Origin of the sequence: uncultured Campylobacter sp., from assembly GCF_905372745.1 — a bacterium.
Classification (GTDB): Bacteria; Campylobacterota; Campylobacteria; order Campylobacterales; family Campylobacteraceae; genus Campylobacter_A.
In genome coordinates this window covers 19,083-34,082 of sequence record NZ_CAJPQR010000006.1, presented here as the reverse complement: position 1 = coordinate 34,082, position 15,000 = coordinate 19,083, and the positions used below count along the sequence as shown (strand labels likewise).

General features: G+C 46.9%; 15 protein-coding genes. 4 read left to right on the top strand and 11 right to left on the bottom strand.

Features of this window, described 5'->3' with window-relative positions:
- Window positions 1-150: 150 nt before the first annotated feature.
- The 8 genes from QZ157_RS02835 to QZ157_RS02800 all read right to left on the bottom strand — a co-directional run bounded on the left by QZ157_RS02835 (window position 151) and on the right by QZ157_RS02800 (window position 7,027).
- Window positions 151-834 carry an SMI1/KNR4 family protein gene (locus tag QZ157_RS02835; RefSeq protein ID WP_295141528.1) on the bottom strand — a complete coding sequence of 228 codons (684 nt, stop codon included), beginning with the start codon at window positions 832-834 and terminating at the stop codon, window positions 151-153.
- Between the two features lie 403 nt (window positions 835-1,237).
- Window positions 1,238-1,696 (bottom strand): DIP1984 family protein, encoded by a 459-nt coding sequence (locus tag QZ157_RS02830; RefSeq protein WP_295141525.1) that lies wholly within the window; start codon window positions 1,694-1,696, stop codon window positions 1,238-1,240.
- 18 nt (window positions 1,697-1,714) lie between these two features.
- The gene (locus QZ157_RS02825) at window positions 1,715-2,395 is read right to left on the bottom strand and encodes a GNA1162 family protein (protein WP_295141523.1); all 681 of its coding nucleotides are present in this window, start codon (window positions 2,393-2,395) and stop codon (window positions 1,715-1,717) included.
- Window positions 2,385-2,939 (bottom strand): DUF4810 domain-containing protein, encoded by a 555-nt coding sequence (locus tag QZ157_RS02820; RefSeq protein WP_295141520.1) that lies wholly within the window; start codon window positions 2,937-2,939, stop codon window positions 2,385-2,387. Before QZ157_RS02820 ends, QZ157_RS02825 begins: the two co-directional genes overlap by 11 nt.
- Window positions 2,940-2,948: 9 nt before the next feature.
- Window positions 2,949-3,617 (bottom strand): CsgG/HfaB family protein, encoded by a 669-nt coding sequence (locus QZ157_RS02815; RefSeq protein ID WP_295141518.1) that lies wholly within the window; start codon window positions 3,615-3,617, stop codon window positions 2,949-2,951.
- A 107-nt stretch (window positions 3,618-3,724) separates the two neighbouring features.
- Window positions 3,725-4,888, bottom strand: coding sequence for an exodeoxyribonuclease VII large subunit (gene xseA, locus QZ157_RS02810; RefSeq protein WP_295141515.1), 1,164 nt, complete (start codon window positions 4,886-4,888; stop codon window positions 3,725-3,727).
- On the bottom strand, window positions 4,882-5,598 hold the full coding sequence (ubiE, locus tag QZ157_RS02805; protein WP_295141513.1) for a bifunctional demethylmenaquinone methyltransferase/2-methoxy-6-polyprenyl-1,4-benzoquinol methylase UbiE: 717 nt from the start codon (window positions 5,596-5,598) through the stop codon (window positions 4,882-4,884). Before ubiE ends, xseA begins: the two co-directional genes overlap by 7 nt.
- 10 nt (window positions 5,599-5,608) lie before the next feature.
- Window positions 5,609-7,027 (bottom strand): CHAD domain-containing protein, encoded by a 1,419-nt coding sequence (locus QZ157_RS02800; RefSeq protein ID WP_295141510.1) that lies wholly within the window; start codon window positions 7,025-7,027, stop codon window positions 5,609-5,611.
- A 143-nt stretch (window positions 7,028-7,170) separates the two neighbouring features.
- On the opposite strand from QZ157_RS02800, the gene serC reads away from it, so the two are divergent.
- From serC to QZ157_RS02780, 4 genes are all read left to right on the top strand, one after another.
- Window positions 7,171-8,247, top strand: a complete 1,077-nt coding sequence (serC, locus tag QZ157_RS02795) for a 3-phosphoserine/phosphohydroxythreonine transaminase (RefSeq protein ID WP_295141508.1) — start codon at window positions 7,171-7,173, stop codon at window positions 8,245-8,247.
- Between the two features lie 245 nt (window positions 8,248-8,492).
- Complete coding sequence (locus QZ157_RS02790; protein ID WP_295141506.1) at window positions 8,493-9,290, top strand: hypothetical protein; 798 nt, start codon at window positions 8,493-8,495, stop codon at window positions 9,288-9,290.
- Between the two features lie 201 nt (window positions 9,291-9,491).
- On the top strand, window positions 9,492-10,031 hold the full coding sequence (locus QZ157_RS02785) for a hypothetical protein (RefSeq protein ID WP_295141503.1): 540 nt from the start codon (window positions 9,492-9,494) through the stop codon (window positions 10,029-10,031).
- 14 nt (window positions 10,032-10,045) lie between these two features.
- The gene (locus QZ157_RS02780; protein WP_295141501.1) at window positions 10,046-10,450 is read left to right on the top strand and encodes a hypothetical protein; all 405 of its coding nucleotides are present in this window, start codon (window positions 10,046-10,048) and stop codon (window positions 10,448-10,450) included.
- 133 nt (window positions 10,451-10,583) lie between these two features.
- On the opposite strand, the gene QZ157_RS02775 is transcribed toward QZ157_RS02780, so the two are convergent.
- From QZ157_RS02775 to dnaG, 3 genes are all read right to left on the bottom strand, one after another.
- Complete coding sequence (locus tag QZ157_RS02775; RefSeq protein WP_295141500.1) at window positions 10,584-11,180, bottom strand: restriction endonuclease; 597 nt, start codon at window positions 11,178-11,180, stop codon at window positions 10,584-10,586.
- Between the two features lie 1,163 nt (window positions 11,181-12,343).
- Window positions 12,344-13,330, bottom strand: coding sequence for an argininosuccinate synthase domain-containing protein (locus tag QZ157_RS02770; protein ID WP_295141498.1), 987 nt, complete (start codon window positions 13,328-13,330; stop codon window positions 12,344-12,346).
- Entirely contained in the window at window positions 13,327-15,000 is a 1,674-nt protein-coding gene (dnaG, locus tag QZ157_RS02765; RefSeq protein WP_295141496.1) for a DNA primase, read from the bottom strand. Before dnaG ends, QZ157_RS02770 begins: the two co-directional genes overlap by 4 nt.

Sequence of the window (15,000 nt, the reverse complement as noted above, 5' to 3'; positions counted from 1 at the left end):
AAATTTGCGTTTCGCTGCGGCTTTGTTTTTACGCGTCCGAGCGTTAAATTTACGGCCGAATTTAGGCGTATTTTTAAGGCGGAGTAAGGCTCCAAAAACCCGCCTTTCGTATCCGCAAAGGCTAAAACTCCGCCGAACTAGCGCCTGATTTTACTCCCAAAGCCTCCTTATCCAGATCAAAAATTCGTCCCTAGGTTTGTCGTCGTCCATATCTGCAGGCGTCGCGATCTCAAGCGCCGTTTGCGGGATCGTCGTTTTAAAGCGCTCCCGCACCCACCGCCTAAACGGCTCGTTTGGATGTACGAAAAGCTCGTCTTCGTCGCTATTTGGCGGCGAGCTAAAAGCCTCGCTCCAGCATATCTCGTCGTATCCTATCGCAAGTAGCCGTAAAAAATCAAGCCCGTTACGAGTCAAAACGCAAGTCATCGTCGAACCCGAACCGGAACCCATATGTACGATCTTGGTTTCGCCCGCATCATCCATCCACAGCGCGCACATCGAGCCGTCTTTGCCGCTACTTGCAAATACGCAAAGCCTATTTTTTATCTCTGCGTCTAGCTCGCGCTCTTTGCCGTAAAACCAGTAGCTAAGCCCCAGATCACTGCTCTCCGGCTCGCCGGCGAAAAATGAGATGTCCGTGCCGCCCTCGCGCTCATCATCGCTCCAGCTCTGCTTCAGCCGATCCTGCGGGTAGAGATAGCCGCGCCTGCGCCCATCCTCGTCGCTTACAAAACCGTTTGCCTCTATCCACGTATAAAGCGCCTCGATCTCGCTTGGTACTCGCATACCCTGCGGCAACGCCTCGCGTAGCTGCTTTAGTAATAAATTTTCCATTTTTCTCCTTGCGCGCTAAATTTAGCTTTGTTTTGATTTTTAAATTTATAGCGCTTGCAGCGAGTCTTATTTTTGGCTCAAATAAAAGTCATAAAACCAAGCGCGCTCAAAATCCGCCGTTAAATTTTGCGTTTTACTGCGGCGCTACTCTTTGGCCTTGAGGCAAGCCCGTAAATCGCGCCGTAAAATCAAAATTTCGTTTTAAATTTCCCCGTTCCCGCCCTCGGTATCGCTAGATCAGCATTAGGTAGTTACATTGCGCAGTCACATTGCCCCTGTAAATTTACTGAAAATAAATCGTAAAAGGGGTGCGCCCGTTTCCGCGAGCGGTAGGGTTCCGTTGTAGGGAAGGTTTCATGCTCGCCTCTTGCGATACTTACCCGAAATTTTAAATTTAACGGTTTTAGATTTCGATCAGATCGGTCTGCCAGTTCGCGCCTTGCAGCGTCGTGTCAAGCTGCCTGATCTGCCTTGCTAGCTCGTCCACCTGCTTTTGCAGCGCCGCGACGTCGACCGTGCTTAAAATTTTAATCTCGCTACGCGAATATGTATCGATCTTTTGCGCGGCAACTTGCGCGAATGTTCGCAGCGCACCCGCTTTTAGCGTGAGTACGTCGCGCTTGGCGATTAGCTCGGTTAGGCTTTTGCCGTCCGCTTTTGCGGTGCAGTTGGTTAAATTTATCCGAACTATCAGGCGCTCAAGCTCGCCCGTGAGCGTGTCTAGCTCGGCTAGTAGCGCCTTTGGCTCTTCGCTAGGCTTTTCTCCCTCTTGCACCTTTGCATTATCCGCGAGCCTTGATTTTAGCTGCTCGATGCGTTTTTGTATGTCGGCGCGCAGTATCAGCGCCTCGGCTAGTTTCATTTTCGTCCTTTTTAAAATTTATTTGCCGCTATTTAGCTGCCGGTCTTGTCCGTAGTGCGGCGAATACGGGCCGTAAAGCAAGCAGTCGCGGCAATCGGTGCTAAACAAAATAGCGTCCGCGTGCGCCGATAGATCAAAGCTCGCGTCCGAGACTGAGTCGGCGATCTGTTTAACTAGCGCGGAGACTAGCATGCCGATGAGATCGCCTCCGCCTCCGCCCGAGTCGTTTGCAGCGGTGGCGCTTTTTTGCCAGAGCACGGCGCCCGTGTTTAGATCCACTAGAGTCGCCGCTATGCTCACGCGCGTTACGCTGTTAATCAGCATGTACGAGGTGCCGTAGTCCGCGACGTTGAGGTAGAGCGCGGCATCGGCGCCAAATATCTGCTTAAGCTTGTGCGCAGAGATCTGCGCGATCTCTGCGGCGTCGTAGATGCCGTTGTTTTTAAAGGTTTCGTTTACGAGCGCGGGCGAAAATACGTAATACCCCGCCTCGCTAAGCGGATAGAGCGCGTTTGCCAGCACCGCCGCGGAGGCCTTTATCTCGGCTGAGTCGCTGGTGGGCATCACGACTACGATCGAGCGAGGCTTGGTCTGCAAAAACGCCGAATAGTCGTAAATCTCTGGCTGCGAGCTTGCGCACGCGCCCAGAAATAGCACCGCAAATGCGCAAAGAAGCGCCGATTTTATTTTATTTTTCATTTTGGCTTCCTTTTGCGGTTTTGCTAGTTTTGGCTTGTTTTACTTGCTTGTTTTTCAAATTTTGCTTGCTCGTTTGCTCGCTTAAATTTGAGCTTTTGTCATTTGAATTTGACTCGCTCGCGCCTGCTTTTTCCTTCGTCTGCTCGCCTAAATTTGCCTCGGTTTTGCCTGCTGCGCCCGCCGATTTGCCGTTTTGATTTAGCAAAAACATAGCGTAGTCGCGCGACTCGGGATAAAGCTCGGCTTCTTTTTCGACGTAGGCTTTAAATTTCGCCCCGTTTCCTTGCGAGAGATAGAGCAAACCCAGATGCGCGTGCAGTCCGGGCGGGACTTTGGCAGCTCTTTGATAGGCTTTTTGCAGGCTCTGCTCGAGCGCTGCGATCTGCGCGCCCGCGTCGCCCTCTTCGGTTAGATACTCGTAGACCGAGCTCGTGTAGGCGCCGTCCCAGTAGTATAGCTGCCTAGGCGAGTCGTCCGCGCAGCCGGATAGTAGCAGGGCGGCGGCGGAGGCGAGCGCGAAATCGGCTAGTGTTTTAAAGCGCAAAATTTATCCTTATTTCGCGTTAAAAGCGCCGCTTTCAAGCCCGCGCGTTAGGTTATTTACGGCCTCGATGATGGCTAGGCTTAGCACCTTGCCGTTTAGCGTCGAATCATACCCGGCGCTACCTCCAAAGCCCAGTACTTCGCGGTTTGAGAGCTCGTACTCGCCGGCACCTTGAGTAGAGTAGATCACCTCGGAGTTTTTCACGTCCACGACGTTAAGATTTACCTTCGCGTAGGCGGTTTGGGTTTTGCCTTTGCCAAGTATCCCAAAAAGCTGGTGATCGCCCGTAGTTTTACGGCCAAATTCCGTCACGTCGCCCGTGATGACGTATCTTGCGCCTTTGATATTTTGCGCCTCTTTGCTTAGCGCGCTTTCTTCTTTGATGGCGCGCATATTGCTGCGATCAAGCACCGAAAAGCGCCCGCTTTGCTGTAAATTTGAGATAAGGATGGTCTGAGCTTGGTTGCCTAGTCTGTCCTCGCCGTCTGAAAATACGCCGTTTTGGTATGAGGACTGGTTGCTAAAGCGGCCGATAGAAACGGCGATCTTTTGTCCTTGATAGGCGGCGCTTGGGGTTTGAACTTTTGGCGTTTCGACTACGCGAGAGCTCTCCGTCGCGCAGCCGGTTATCAGCATCGCGGCGCACGCGGCTAGTAAAAATTTTACGTTCGTTTTCATATCGCTCCTTTAAATTTTGATTTGCGTTATTATCTTACTATTTTTAGCTTAAAAATTTTTAACCTGCCTAAAATTTTGAATCGCGGCGTCGGCCGGATCAAATTTGGCTATAAAATTTCCGCCTCTTTGCTTGCGTTTACCGAGCTTAACGCGATGCGGTCGCCAGGTTTTAGCTCGCTTAGATTTACGGTTTTGCCGTCTTTTTGTACTCGGACGAAATTTGAAATCTGCGCGAAAAACGACTCTTGCTGCGCGTATGCGGCGCGGGCGAGCTTGAGCGCGTTTTCAAATTTGAGCAGTTTGGTTTGCACGGCGGCATCTAAAACCTGCCTTAAATTTAGCAAAATTTGCTCCTTGCGAGCGATTTTTTGTGTGAGGCTAGCTTGCGAAAATCTCGCTCTCATCATCGCCAGAGCGTTAAATTTACGCTCCCAAACGCGCGTAAAGGCCGCGTCCGCCACCTCGCTTAGCCTATCTATGCTTTGCATTAGCTCGCCCATATCAGGCAGTAGCGCAGCCATCGCAGCGCTTGGGGTCGGAGCGCGAAAGTCTGCTGCAAAGTCGCTGATCACGTAATCAATCTCGTGTCCGACGGCCGAGATCACGGGCGTGCGCACGGCGTAGATCTCGCGGGCTAGATTTTCGTCGTTAAAGCACCACAGATCCTCTCTGCTGCCGCCTCCTCGCGCTAGTACGATCGCGTCGGCTCCGCTGGCGCCCGCTCTTTTTAGCGCGCGTATGAGCGAGGCGGGCGCGGTTTCGCCTTGCGTTAGCGAGTCAAAAACTATGATTTCAGCTAGCGTCCAGCGCTGTGAAGCGATACGTAACATATCTTGCAGCGCGGCTGAGGTTTTTGAGGTAATAAGCGCGATCTTGCGGGGAAATTTGGGTAGCGGTTTTTTGCGCGAGATATCAAAAAGCCCTTCGCTCTCAAGCCGCGATTTTAGCTGTTTAAACGCAAGATCGAGCTCGCCCTCGCCGCTTGGGCGTATGAGAGTCGCGATAAACTGATAGCTACCGCTTGGCGAGTAGAGCGAAATTTTGCCGTAGAGAGCGACCTTCATGCCGTCTGCGACGTCAAATTTGAGCTTGGCGGCGTTAAATTTATAAATGACCGCCGAGATCGCGGCCTTTTCGTCTTTTAGCGTGAAGTACCAGTGGCCCGAGCCGTGCCTCACTAGCCGCGAGATCTCGCCCTCTACCTCTACGTACGAAAACGTCGTCTCAAGCAGCGTTTTGGCCTGCTCGTTTAGCTCGCTGACGCTTAGCACTCACGGGCCTTTTGCGCGATGAAAAGAGTAGAAATATCCATCGAAAAGCTCTTGCAAAGGCGCATCTCAAAGCCAGCGCTAGCGAGCTCCTCGGCAAAGCTAGCCGCGTCTAAAAAGCCCTCTATCGAGCTTGGCAGGTACTCGTAGGCTTCTTGGTTTTTGGAGATAAAGCCGCCTATTTTAGGCAAAATTTTACTTAGATAAAAGTCGCGAACGCCAGTTAAAAGCCCGCTTTTTTTGCGTTTGGTAAACTCTAGTACTACGACGTATCCGCCCGTTTTTAGCACTCTGTTAAACTCTCTTAGCGCGGCTTCTCGCTCGACTACGTTTCTGATGCCGTAGCTGATGCTTAGCACGTCCACCGAGCCGCTATCAAGCGTCGTTTGCGTCGCTAGCGCCTCGATAAATTTAAACTCGGGGAATTTTTGCTTGGCGACCGCGAGCATGCCGCTTGAGGGATCGACGCCGATTAGATTTTCGATTTTTGCGTTAAACTCGCCCGCCGTCTTTTGCCAAAAGCCCATCATATCGCCCGTGCCGCATGCGACGTCTACGATGTTTACGCTTGAGTCTTTGAAATTTGACAAAACCGTTTTGCACGCGATCTTGCGCCAACTCGCGTCCGCGCCCATGCTTAGCACGCGGTTTGCCAGGTCGTAGGTAGGCGCGATGTCGTTAAACATCTGAACTATTTTTTCTTGTTTTTCCATTTTTTTCTCTTTAGATATAGTAGATTTTTAAGCCGTGCGAAAGCTTTGTGAGGCTTTTTAAAATTTTAGGCTTTGAGTCTAAAATTTCGCTTCTTAGCTCGTATATTTTTTTGTAAATTTTAGCTTGGAGTTTGTCTATGCGCTTTTGCTCGGCGCCGCTTTTTACGTGCGCGAGCAGGCCTAGCCAGACGTCGGCGTCTTGCAACGAGCCAAAAACTTCTTGTAAAATTTTGGTCTTTTTAAAGCACTTTTTAGCTGCAGCAAAACCAAAACCGCCGCCGAAAATCTCGCTTAGATACCTTAGCCTTTTTATCTCGATGCGGCACTTGTGAAACTGCGCGTTTTCGGTGGTTTGGCTCAAATTTGAGAGAGATTTTTTAAGGCGTAAAATTTGAGCTCGCATGGATTTTGCGACGAGTTTTTTTATCGGCGCGTCTCCTAGCTCGCCTTTAAAAAAGTCGCTTCCCTCGCGTAAAAACACCTCCCAGTCGCGCAAAATTTCGTTTGCTTCGTCGCTTTGTAGCTCGGCCTGGACGCTTTGGGCTAGGGTTACGCTTAAAATTTCTAGCTCGCTAGCTAGCGCTTCAAAACCTTTTTGTTTTTGCAAAAACTCGCAAAATACGTCTATATCGCGTTTTTGGTTAGTTAGCTCGGCTAGTTTTTTAAAATTTAGCAGAAAATAGCAAGCTGTTTTTCGGTCGAAAACGGGAGTGAAAATTTTAAGTAGAGAGCGCGTTTTGCGCAAATTTATGCGGATCTGGTGCAGCGCCTCGGCATCGCTAGAGCTTGCGTACTCGTTTAGGTGCTTGCTAAGCAGCGTAAAGATCTGAAAAAACACCGTCCGAATCGCATCCATCGCGCCGATGTAGCTCGGTAAATTTAGCTCTAGCTCGGGACTGTTTTGTAAAATCTCAATGCTCTTTTGCGCGTCGAAACTGCCCTGCGGCAAGCCAAAAAGCGCTAAATTTTTATTTTTATAGCGTTCGTCTTCCGTGACTTCGCTGATTATGTGCGCGGCGATAAACTCAGGCGGGTTAAACTCTGCGGCCTCGCGCTCGCTAGCAAACTCGGCCTCAAAAGCAACAAGCCCCTCTAAGGCGCCGTGAAAAATATCAACGTTGCAAGGAGTGGTGTCAAGCCTAAATAAAAATCTCGTCTTTTTTATAGGAGCGGCGACTGCGTTTTTTAGGGCTTTTTTAAAGCTTTTGGCGTCCGTTTCGCTCTCATTTTCCTCACGCGCTAGACCGACGCCTGATTTTTGCGTGATCGTAAAAACGCCCGAAGTCTCGCGAAATCTAATCTCCTCAAGCGGAGTGATTTTGACGTAAATTTGCGTCACCTCTTTTTGCTCGGTGCCGATATCGCGGGCCTTTAGCTCGCTTATGACGGCGGCGTCACGCAGGATAAATTTACGCTCGATCTCTATCAAATTTCGCTCCTTAATATGAAAAATTGTATCAAAAGGTAGCTTAAAGTGTAAAATTTGCGTGCTTTTGCCGCCGACCTTGCGACGCGAAATGATTTTTTAACGCAAATAACGCTAAAATCAGCTCAAATTTGAAAGGAGTTTGGATGAATAGAAAGCTAAATTTTAGTGCGGGCCCTTCGGCTCTGCCTCTTAGCGTGCTTGAGCGCGCGCAAAACGAGCTCACCGACTATCAGGGCAAGGGCTTTTCGATAATGGAAATCAGCCACCGAAGCAAGATTTTTGAAGAGGTGCACTACGGCGCGATGGCTAAGGCGCGCGAGCTATACGGCATTGGCAAGGAATTTGACGTGCTATTTTTGCAAGGCGGCGCGCATTTGCAGTTTGCGATGATACCGCTAAATTTAGCCGCCAAAGGCGTCGCGCAGTACGCCGATACAGGCGTCTGGACGAGCAAAGCAATCAAAGAGGCCGCAAACGTGGGCATCGCTTACGAAGTGGTCGCTAGTAGCAAAGAGACCTCCTATGACCGCATCCCAGAGGTCAAATTTAGCGACGACGCCGCATACGGCTATGTCTGCACGAACAACACCATCTACGGCACGCAGTACCGCGCGCTGCCTCGCTCCAAGGCTCCGCTAGTCGTCGATGCGTCGAGCGATTTTTTCTCGCGGCCGGTTGATTTCACGGACGTGGGGCTGCTATACGGCGGCGCGCAGAAAAATGCCGGCCCAAGCGGCGTAACCGTTGTCATTATCCGCAAGGACCTGCTAGAGCGAGCTTGCATGGAGCGCACTCCGACGATGCTTCGCTATGATACGCACGCTGGCGCTGCGTCGCTATACAACACGCCGCCGACCTTTGGCATATATCTGCTAAATTTGACGCTGGGCTGGGTGCAGGAACAGGGCGGTCTAGCGGGCGTAAACCGGATCAACGAGCAAAAGGCGGCGCTGCTTTACGGCGCGATCGACGGTTCGGGAGGATTTTACAAAGGCCACGCGCAAAAAGATAGCCGCTCGCTGATGAACGTTAGCTTTACCATCGCAAACCGCGAGCTAGAGGCGGCCTTTATCTCCGAGTCCGAAAGTGCGGGCATGTTGGGCCTAAAAGGGCACCGTCACGTAGGCGGCATCAGAGCGTCTATCTACAACGCCGTGAGTGTCGAAAATGTGCGGACTTTGGCTGAGTTTATGAAAGAATTTGCTAGGAAAAACGGGTAAATTTAAAGGGGCGCGCCGCGCGAGTTTGGCTTTGCTTCGGGTAAATTTAAGCCCGAGGCTAAATTCGGCGGTGCATTAAATTTTGCTTTTTACCGAAATTTAAGCGGCTTTGGCTTGGGAGCGGCCGCTTAAATTTGCTTTGGTTTTACGGCGAGCCGGTCTAAATTTGCCGAGTTAAATTTGGCTCTCTCGCCTTTTGTTATGCATTTTAAATTTGACTGCGTGAAGCGAAATTTGGAGAAAATTTGAGAAACTACGACGAAAATCCGATAATCATAAACGACTACGGCGCGCTGTTTTTGATGGGATATTATATTATTCTTTACTCGATTATCGTTTTTGTATTTGCTTTTAGCGACTATGGGCTTTTATACCGTATTTATCTTATTGCTTTGCCTGCATCTTTTTTATTATTCTGCCTATACAATACATACGTTTTCGCGCTGCGAGTTTTTAAACAAAAACCGAGCTTTTTTAGATTTTCTAACGAGCAAATTTATCATATAGAGTATGTCTATGTAAACAAAGTAGAGAGCGAGGAGAAAATCACCCTCGTAAAAGACGTAGAAAAGGTCTATTTTTGCGTTATAAGCGAGCTTGATAGCAGATACGGCAGATTTCACTTTTTTACCCCGTATCAGCTCTATAAAAAGTCCTCGATCGGCGTGCATTTTAACAAAACGAAAGACTTTATAAGATATCTTTTAGTTTATCTGATATTTGCGCTGCCGTTTAAAATCTATAAACTCAAAAAATCCGGCGAACCGCTGTGGCTACTGCGTAAAAATTTCGTCATCAGGATGAAAAATAGAAATTATTTTTTGGTAAATTGCTATAGCAGAGATGATTATTTTGAGCTGTTGCGGTACTTTCAGGTAAACAAAATCCCCGTGGAGGACAAGACAAAATTTATGCCGCAAGCTCAAAGATCTGCGATATTTTTTGAAGACAAACACGAGGTTTGGAGCGACGATCCAAACGATACGGAAATACCAAAAGACGACTGGAAGCGCAAGATGAGGCGGTTTTTTAGTTTGGAGTAAATTAGGCTTGAGTTTTTTGTCAAATTTGCATATAAATTTGCTTTTAGTTTGCCGCTAAATTTTAACTACGTTTGGCTAAATTTACATATCTATTTTTAAAACGTAAATGCGCAGGCGAGAAGATTTTTGAAATTAAAAAGTATTTAATTAAGCAAAAAAACTATTTTATAAATGTACAATAAATAAAAAATAGGAAGAAATATGGAAAAAGAAAAATACGAAGAAAACGTAGAGAATGAATTTGACGAGGAATACGACAAAGAATTATACGACGTGATGCGTATAGAGACTGCCGACGGTAGCGGAGCGTATATAGAGATAATCATGCCCAAAACGCTTCTTAGCGTAGAACGAGCTAAATATATCGGCGGGTTATTTGAGATTTTATTTCAAATAGTTATGCTTAGCGCATCTATTTATTTGACGTTAATCGGTAATAATTATTCGTTTATCGGTATATTGGGTATTTTTTATTTTATAAGAGTTTACTTTTATTCGTATTTTATAAAAAAGATATCCTGCTACGATACTTTTTTAAGTATTTATTATTTGTTTAGAGAAAGAAGCGTGCATTATGAAGAAATACAATACGTTAAAATCATAAATAAATATATGATTATAAAAACCGTCGATTCCGTATTTTATTTTGCGAGAGTTAATTTATCGTTATTTAATGCTGGCGATATTAAAAATTTGGAAGAGTTTTTAATCAACAAAAACGTAAAGATAATGAAGCGATAAATTTAAGCGTAGATATGCCGACAAAAGGCGAAAAGTTTCTTAGATTTGCGATGTTTACGGCTCATATCGCATTTTCACTTTTCGCGACGTGGTTGGTCGCTGCGTGCTATTTGTATCATAGTTTTGCGCCGAGTTTGTCGGTACCTATGGGCGTTTTGAGCGAAATTTTAGGCGGCGTATTGATCGGTATCGCGATATTTCCGTCTCAATTTTACTCCGTAAATCTTGATTTTTGGGCAACGCCTAGATATGCGAATTTTAGTTTTAGTAAATTTATAATTGTAATTTTCGTTTTTCCTATCGTAATCGGAATTTTATTTGATATTGGGCTTTTATTAAAAATAATAATGTTTATAAAGCATTATATAGATCGCTTTGTTATTTTCGTAGATAACGAATGCGTCGCAAGCGCCGTTTGAATACTTGAGGCGGCAGTAGTTACGATATTTACCATCAAATATTTAATATATTATTTTTTGATTATATTTTCTTACTGCATATTGTTAAGTATAAATTTAATCATTCGCCTTCAAATGCTATGAAAGTTTAAATTTAGCCTAAAGTAGCCGTTTGCAGTCTTTTCTCGCGCCTGCGCCTTAGGATTTGAAAAGCCTCAAATGCGAGTTTAGCCGCCAAAACCGCGATAAAAATATGCCTAAAGGCATAAATTTTGCCTAAAATTTTATGTTTTTTAACGATTTTTAGCGCGAGCGATTTAAACGCCTGCATGGGTTTTGATTTTAACTCGCCGACTAATTTATCTTTTAGCTCGCAAAGCAAGGCTAAAGCGACGTCTTTTGCGTATTCTCGTATCTTGGGCGAGGAGCGTTTTAGCGCTTGCGATTTTTGCGCGGCGCCGTAAATTTCATCTAGTTTTCGCATAAAATTTTGCTGCGCGTCTTTGCCTTTTAGTATTTTTTCGCCGGCTTGGCTTATCTCGTATATCCCGCGTCCGATTTTTACGACTAGTCTTTGCGGAGGCGGCAAATTTAAAATCGCTGCGCTTGCGGCTAGCGCATTTATGAGTGCGTCGGCTTTGCTTTGCGAGGCGTTTATGCTTTTTGCTAAAAACGCCGTTATTTCCTTTCTGCTAGCCTTTTTTCTATCGTTTAGAAACTGCGCCGTTAAAAATAATCCTTGATAATCCATTGCAAAAACTTTCATATTATATTAAATTGATAATTATACTTAAAATATATCAAAATAAAATAAAATCTGAAAATATTTTAGTTTTATCACGATAAAGTGAAATTAAGGCTTGTTTTGGTTTAAGGTTACGAAACGGCAAACAGATTTGGGTCGTTGTCGTTTTAAAGCCCGTAAAATAAGAAAAGGCGGGTTTTTGCGGTGCTTTGTTGTAATTGGGATTTACGGTGCGCGGCAGCTATAAATTAACGGCAAAATACCGCAAGCACTCGTTTCAAGCTTTATTTTTTAGCGCGCAAGTAAGCAAAATCAAGGCTGTAAAATCGCTAAATTTGCATCCGAGTAGATAAATCTAAGGCTATTTCGCACTTTAAGGCATGAATTAAAATCGTAAAACCTCGTGCGGGTACGAGCCGCGCGGGCAAACTGGCGCAAGCAGCCGCATATAAATTTAGCCCCGATTAATAGCAAAAAATCTTACAAAGAGCGTTTTGGCGAAGTTGCAGGGCTTTAAAGAGCAAAACCTAGAGCTAAAAATTACTTAGACGCTCGGATTTACGGCGTTTATAAATTTAGGCGCTAGCAAACGAAAAATCGCCGCTATGCAAGCTAAATTTAGCTCAAAAAGTAAGCTAAATCTTAAAAATAAAACCCCGTCACCGGGTGCGTCCCCTAGCTAAATTTAGCTCAATAAATAAGCCAAATCAGCGCGCGATTGATATACCACTTAAAATCGCATCTTTTAAATCGCCGCCAAAAGCGTTTTGCAACCGAAATTTAGCTTTTACCGCAAGAGCGAGTTTTACGGCTCTGCTTGCTTTAAGCGCGCTATAAGGGTAAATTTAAGCCAAGAAGACATCTTTATCAATGCGTTTAAATTTGCGTCTAGCCTCTTTTTGCTTTAGTAGATTAAAGCCCAAAGTCCGGTTTTAGCGCCGATAGTTTTGGCTAAGTGACCGCGAGCTAAGGTAAAATTCGCTAATGCGGCTTACGGTTAAACCGCCCAATTTAGCCGCCAAATTTAGTCGATAGGTTGCTTTTTGCGGATGATTTTAAAACTTCAAGCTCTTAAATTTAGCTTACGATTTTAAACTATCTCGCGCATTTTTTAAATTTAATCCGCAAAATTTAACGAGGACACGCAGCTTTAATCTAAATGCTTAAATTTAATTTACAAAAAACCCCTGCGCGGGCTCTTTGCTCTCAAAAGGCTTCACGCAAATCTCGCGCTCGCCGATCCTAGCTCGCACCGCCGCGTCTTTATCCGCCTTGGTATAAGCAAGCGCCAGCCGCACGGCAAACTCGAGATCAGACTCGTTAAATTTAGCCTCCACGAGACTAGTCGCGCCCACGACGCTCTCGTCGAATTTGATCTGCGTAAATTTCGGATTATTTAGAGCTAGCAGTTTGGCGTTGTCGTTTTCGTCGCGGCCGATGACCATTTTGGTGCCGTTTGCCAGGCGCAGATGCCGCCCGATACGCAGCAGCTGCATATCTGCGCTAGTCATATCCGGGTCAAATTTGACGAAATCTTTGATTTTGTTTGAAAAGCTCTCGATCGTGAGCAAGCACCCGCCGCCTGGCGTCTCAAATTCGCTAAAGCCAAATTCCTTGGCAAGCGCGAGCTGTCTTTTGCGGTCGCGCCCGCTGATGCCTAGCAGCTTACTGCGATCGACCCAGCCCTCGCGCTCGGGTTTTGTGGGTTTCATCAGCTGCGCGGACATCGGGCGCAAGATGAGATCCTCCTCGTCGCCGGCGGCGTTTTTGACCTGCGCCATCGCGTCGCGCCTCTGGCTCATCGGACGCTGGCCGATCACCTCGCCCGTCGCGATAAAGCTAGCGCCCTCCGCGCTCATCATCGCAAGCGCCGTTTTAAACATATATCCGTGGCAGTCGATGCAGGGGTTAAAGTGCTTGCCGTAGCCGTGCTTTGGCGTAAAAAGCACCTCGCGCAGGTATTCGTTTCTGATATCTACGATCTTAAACTCGGCTCCGGCTTCGTTTGCGCGGCGGCGTAAAATTTCCGCCTTTTTCTCGTCGCCGCTAAAGCCGATGTCGATATGGATCGCCGTAACTTCGATGCCTTGGGTTGTCAGCAGCTTGATAGAGATCATACTATCAAGCCCGCCGCTAAATAAAACTAATGCTTTCATTTTTTAAGTTCCTTTAAAATTTCGTTGATTTTTTTTAGTATCGGTTGCTTTTCTTCTAGCGAGATTTGCGACGCCGAATACTTTTTGTATAAATTTTTGTAAAATCTTGTTTTAAAAAATTTTAGGTTTTGTAAAATTTCCTCCTCGTTTTTAAACGCCTCGTATTTTTCAAATATTATCTCGCGCACGGACGGATCGTTCGCGTCTGCTCCAGCCGCGATCGCTTCGTAGACTGCCCTGTGGCGCGCGAAATAATCGGGCTTTAAATTTTCTAAAATAAATTTTTTTAGACTCTCGTTTTCTATCATCGTTTTTAAAATTTGGATTTCTAGCGGGTCTTTGCGTCCCGAGTTTGCCCGTAAATTTTGCGTTTCGTAACCCTGCGCGTTTTGCTCCGTCCTGCCGTAGCCTTGCCGCGCCGCCGAATTTGATCCGCGAGAAAGCCAAAACGACCCCTCGGCTATCTTTAAAATTTTAGCCACGAGCGGCGCATAGGAGTTTGCGACGACGGGCTTTAGACTCGCGGTAAAGGCCTGGATCGTTTCTAGCGCCTTTTGCTTTTGTACGGGGCGCGAGAGGTCAAAGCCGCTAGCTAGATGCCTGATGTAAAATTCTCCGATCTCCGTGCCGCTTTCAAAAATTTGCCGCAGATACTCTATCTTTCCCGCGACGACCATATCTGCGGGGTCTGCGCCGCCCTCGATAATAACGACGCTGCCGTCGATTTCGTTTTGCGCGAGCAGCAGAGCGGACTTCGTCGCGGCGTTTATGCCCGCATCGTCGCCATCAAAGCACAAGATGACGCTAATCTCGCCGCGTTTTAAAAGCGGCAGGTGCTTGGTCGTGAGCGCGGTTCCAAGCACGGCTACGACGTTGTTAAAGCCAGCCTTGTGCAGCATGATGACGTCCATGTAGCCTTCGGTGATTATGATCTGATTTTTGGCGAAAATTTCGCGCTTTGCCAGGTGGTAGCCGTAAAAAAGCGTTGATTTATCAAAGACCGCGGACTGTGGCGAATTTACGTATTTAGCGGGGTTGCCGCTGATCGTGCGTCCGCCAAAGCCCACTAGCCGTCCCGCGTGCGTGTAGATAGGAAAGGTGATGCGGTTTATGAAACTCGCGTAAATGCCGTTTTCGTTTTGCTTTACGATGCCGATTTCTAGGGCTTCTTTGGGTTCGATTTGATCGTTTTGCAGTAGCCTTATCGTCTGCGCGCTCTCAGGCGCGAAACCTAGTTCAAATTTATCTATTAGCTCATCGGTGATACCGCGCGAATACAAATACTCGACGGCTGCTGGAGTTTTATAGAGCAGCGAGCGATAAAAGGCGTTTGCGTTTTCTAGGATGTGCTTGTTTTCCTTCGCCGGTTCGCCGCCGCGCACGTAGTTTAGGGTGAAATTTTGCAACCCCGCGATCTTTTCGACGGCTTCGGGGTAGCTTAGCTTTTCGTAGTCCATCACGAATTTGATCGCGTCGCCGCCGGCTTTGCACGAAAAGCAGTGAAATATTCCGCGCGACGGGCTCACGCTCATGCTTGGGTTTTTATCGTCGTGAAACGGGCATACGCACACGAAGTTCGCTCCGCTTTTTTTCAGCGGCAGATAGTGTCCGACGACATCGACGATATCGGTTTGCGCTTTTAGTCTTTCTATTGATTTTGGGTCGATCAT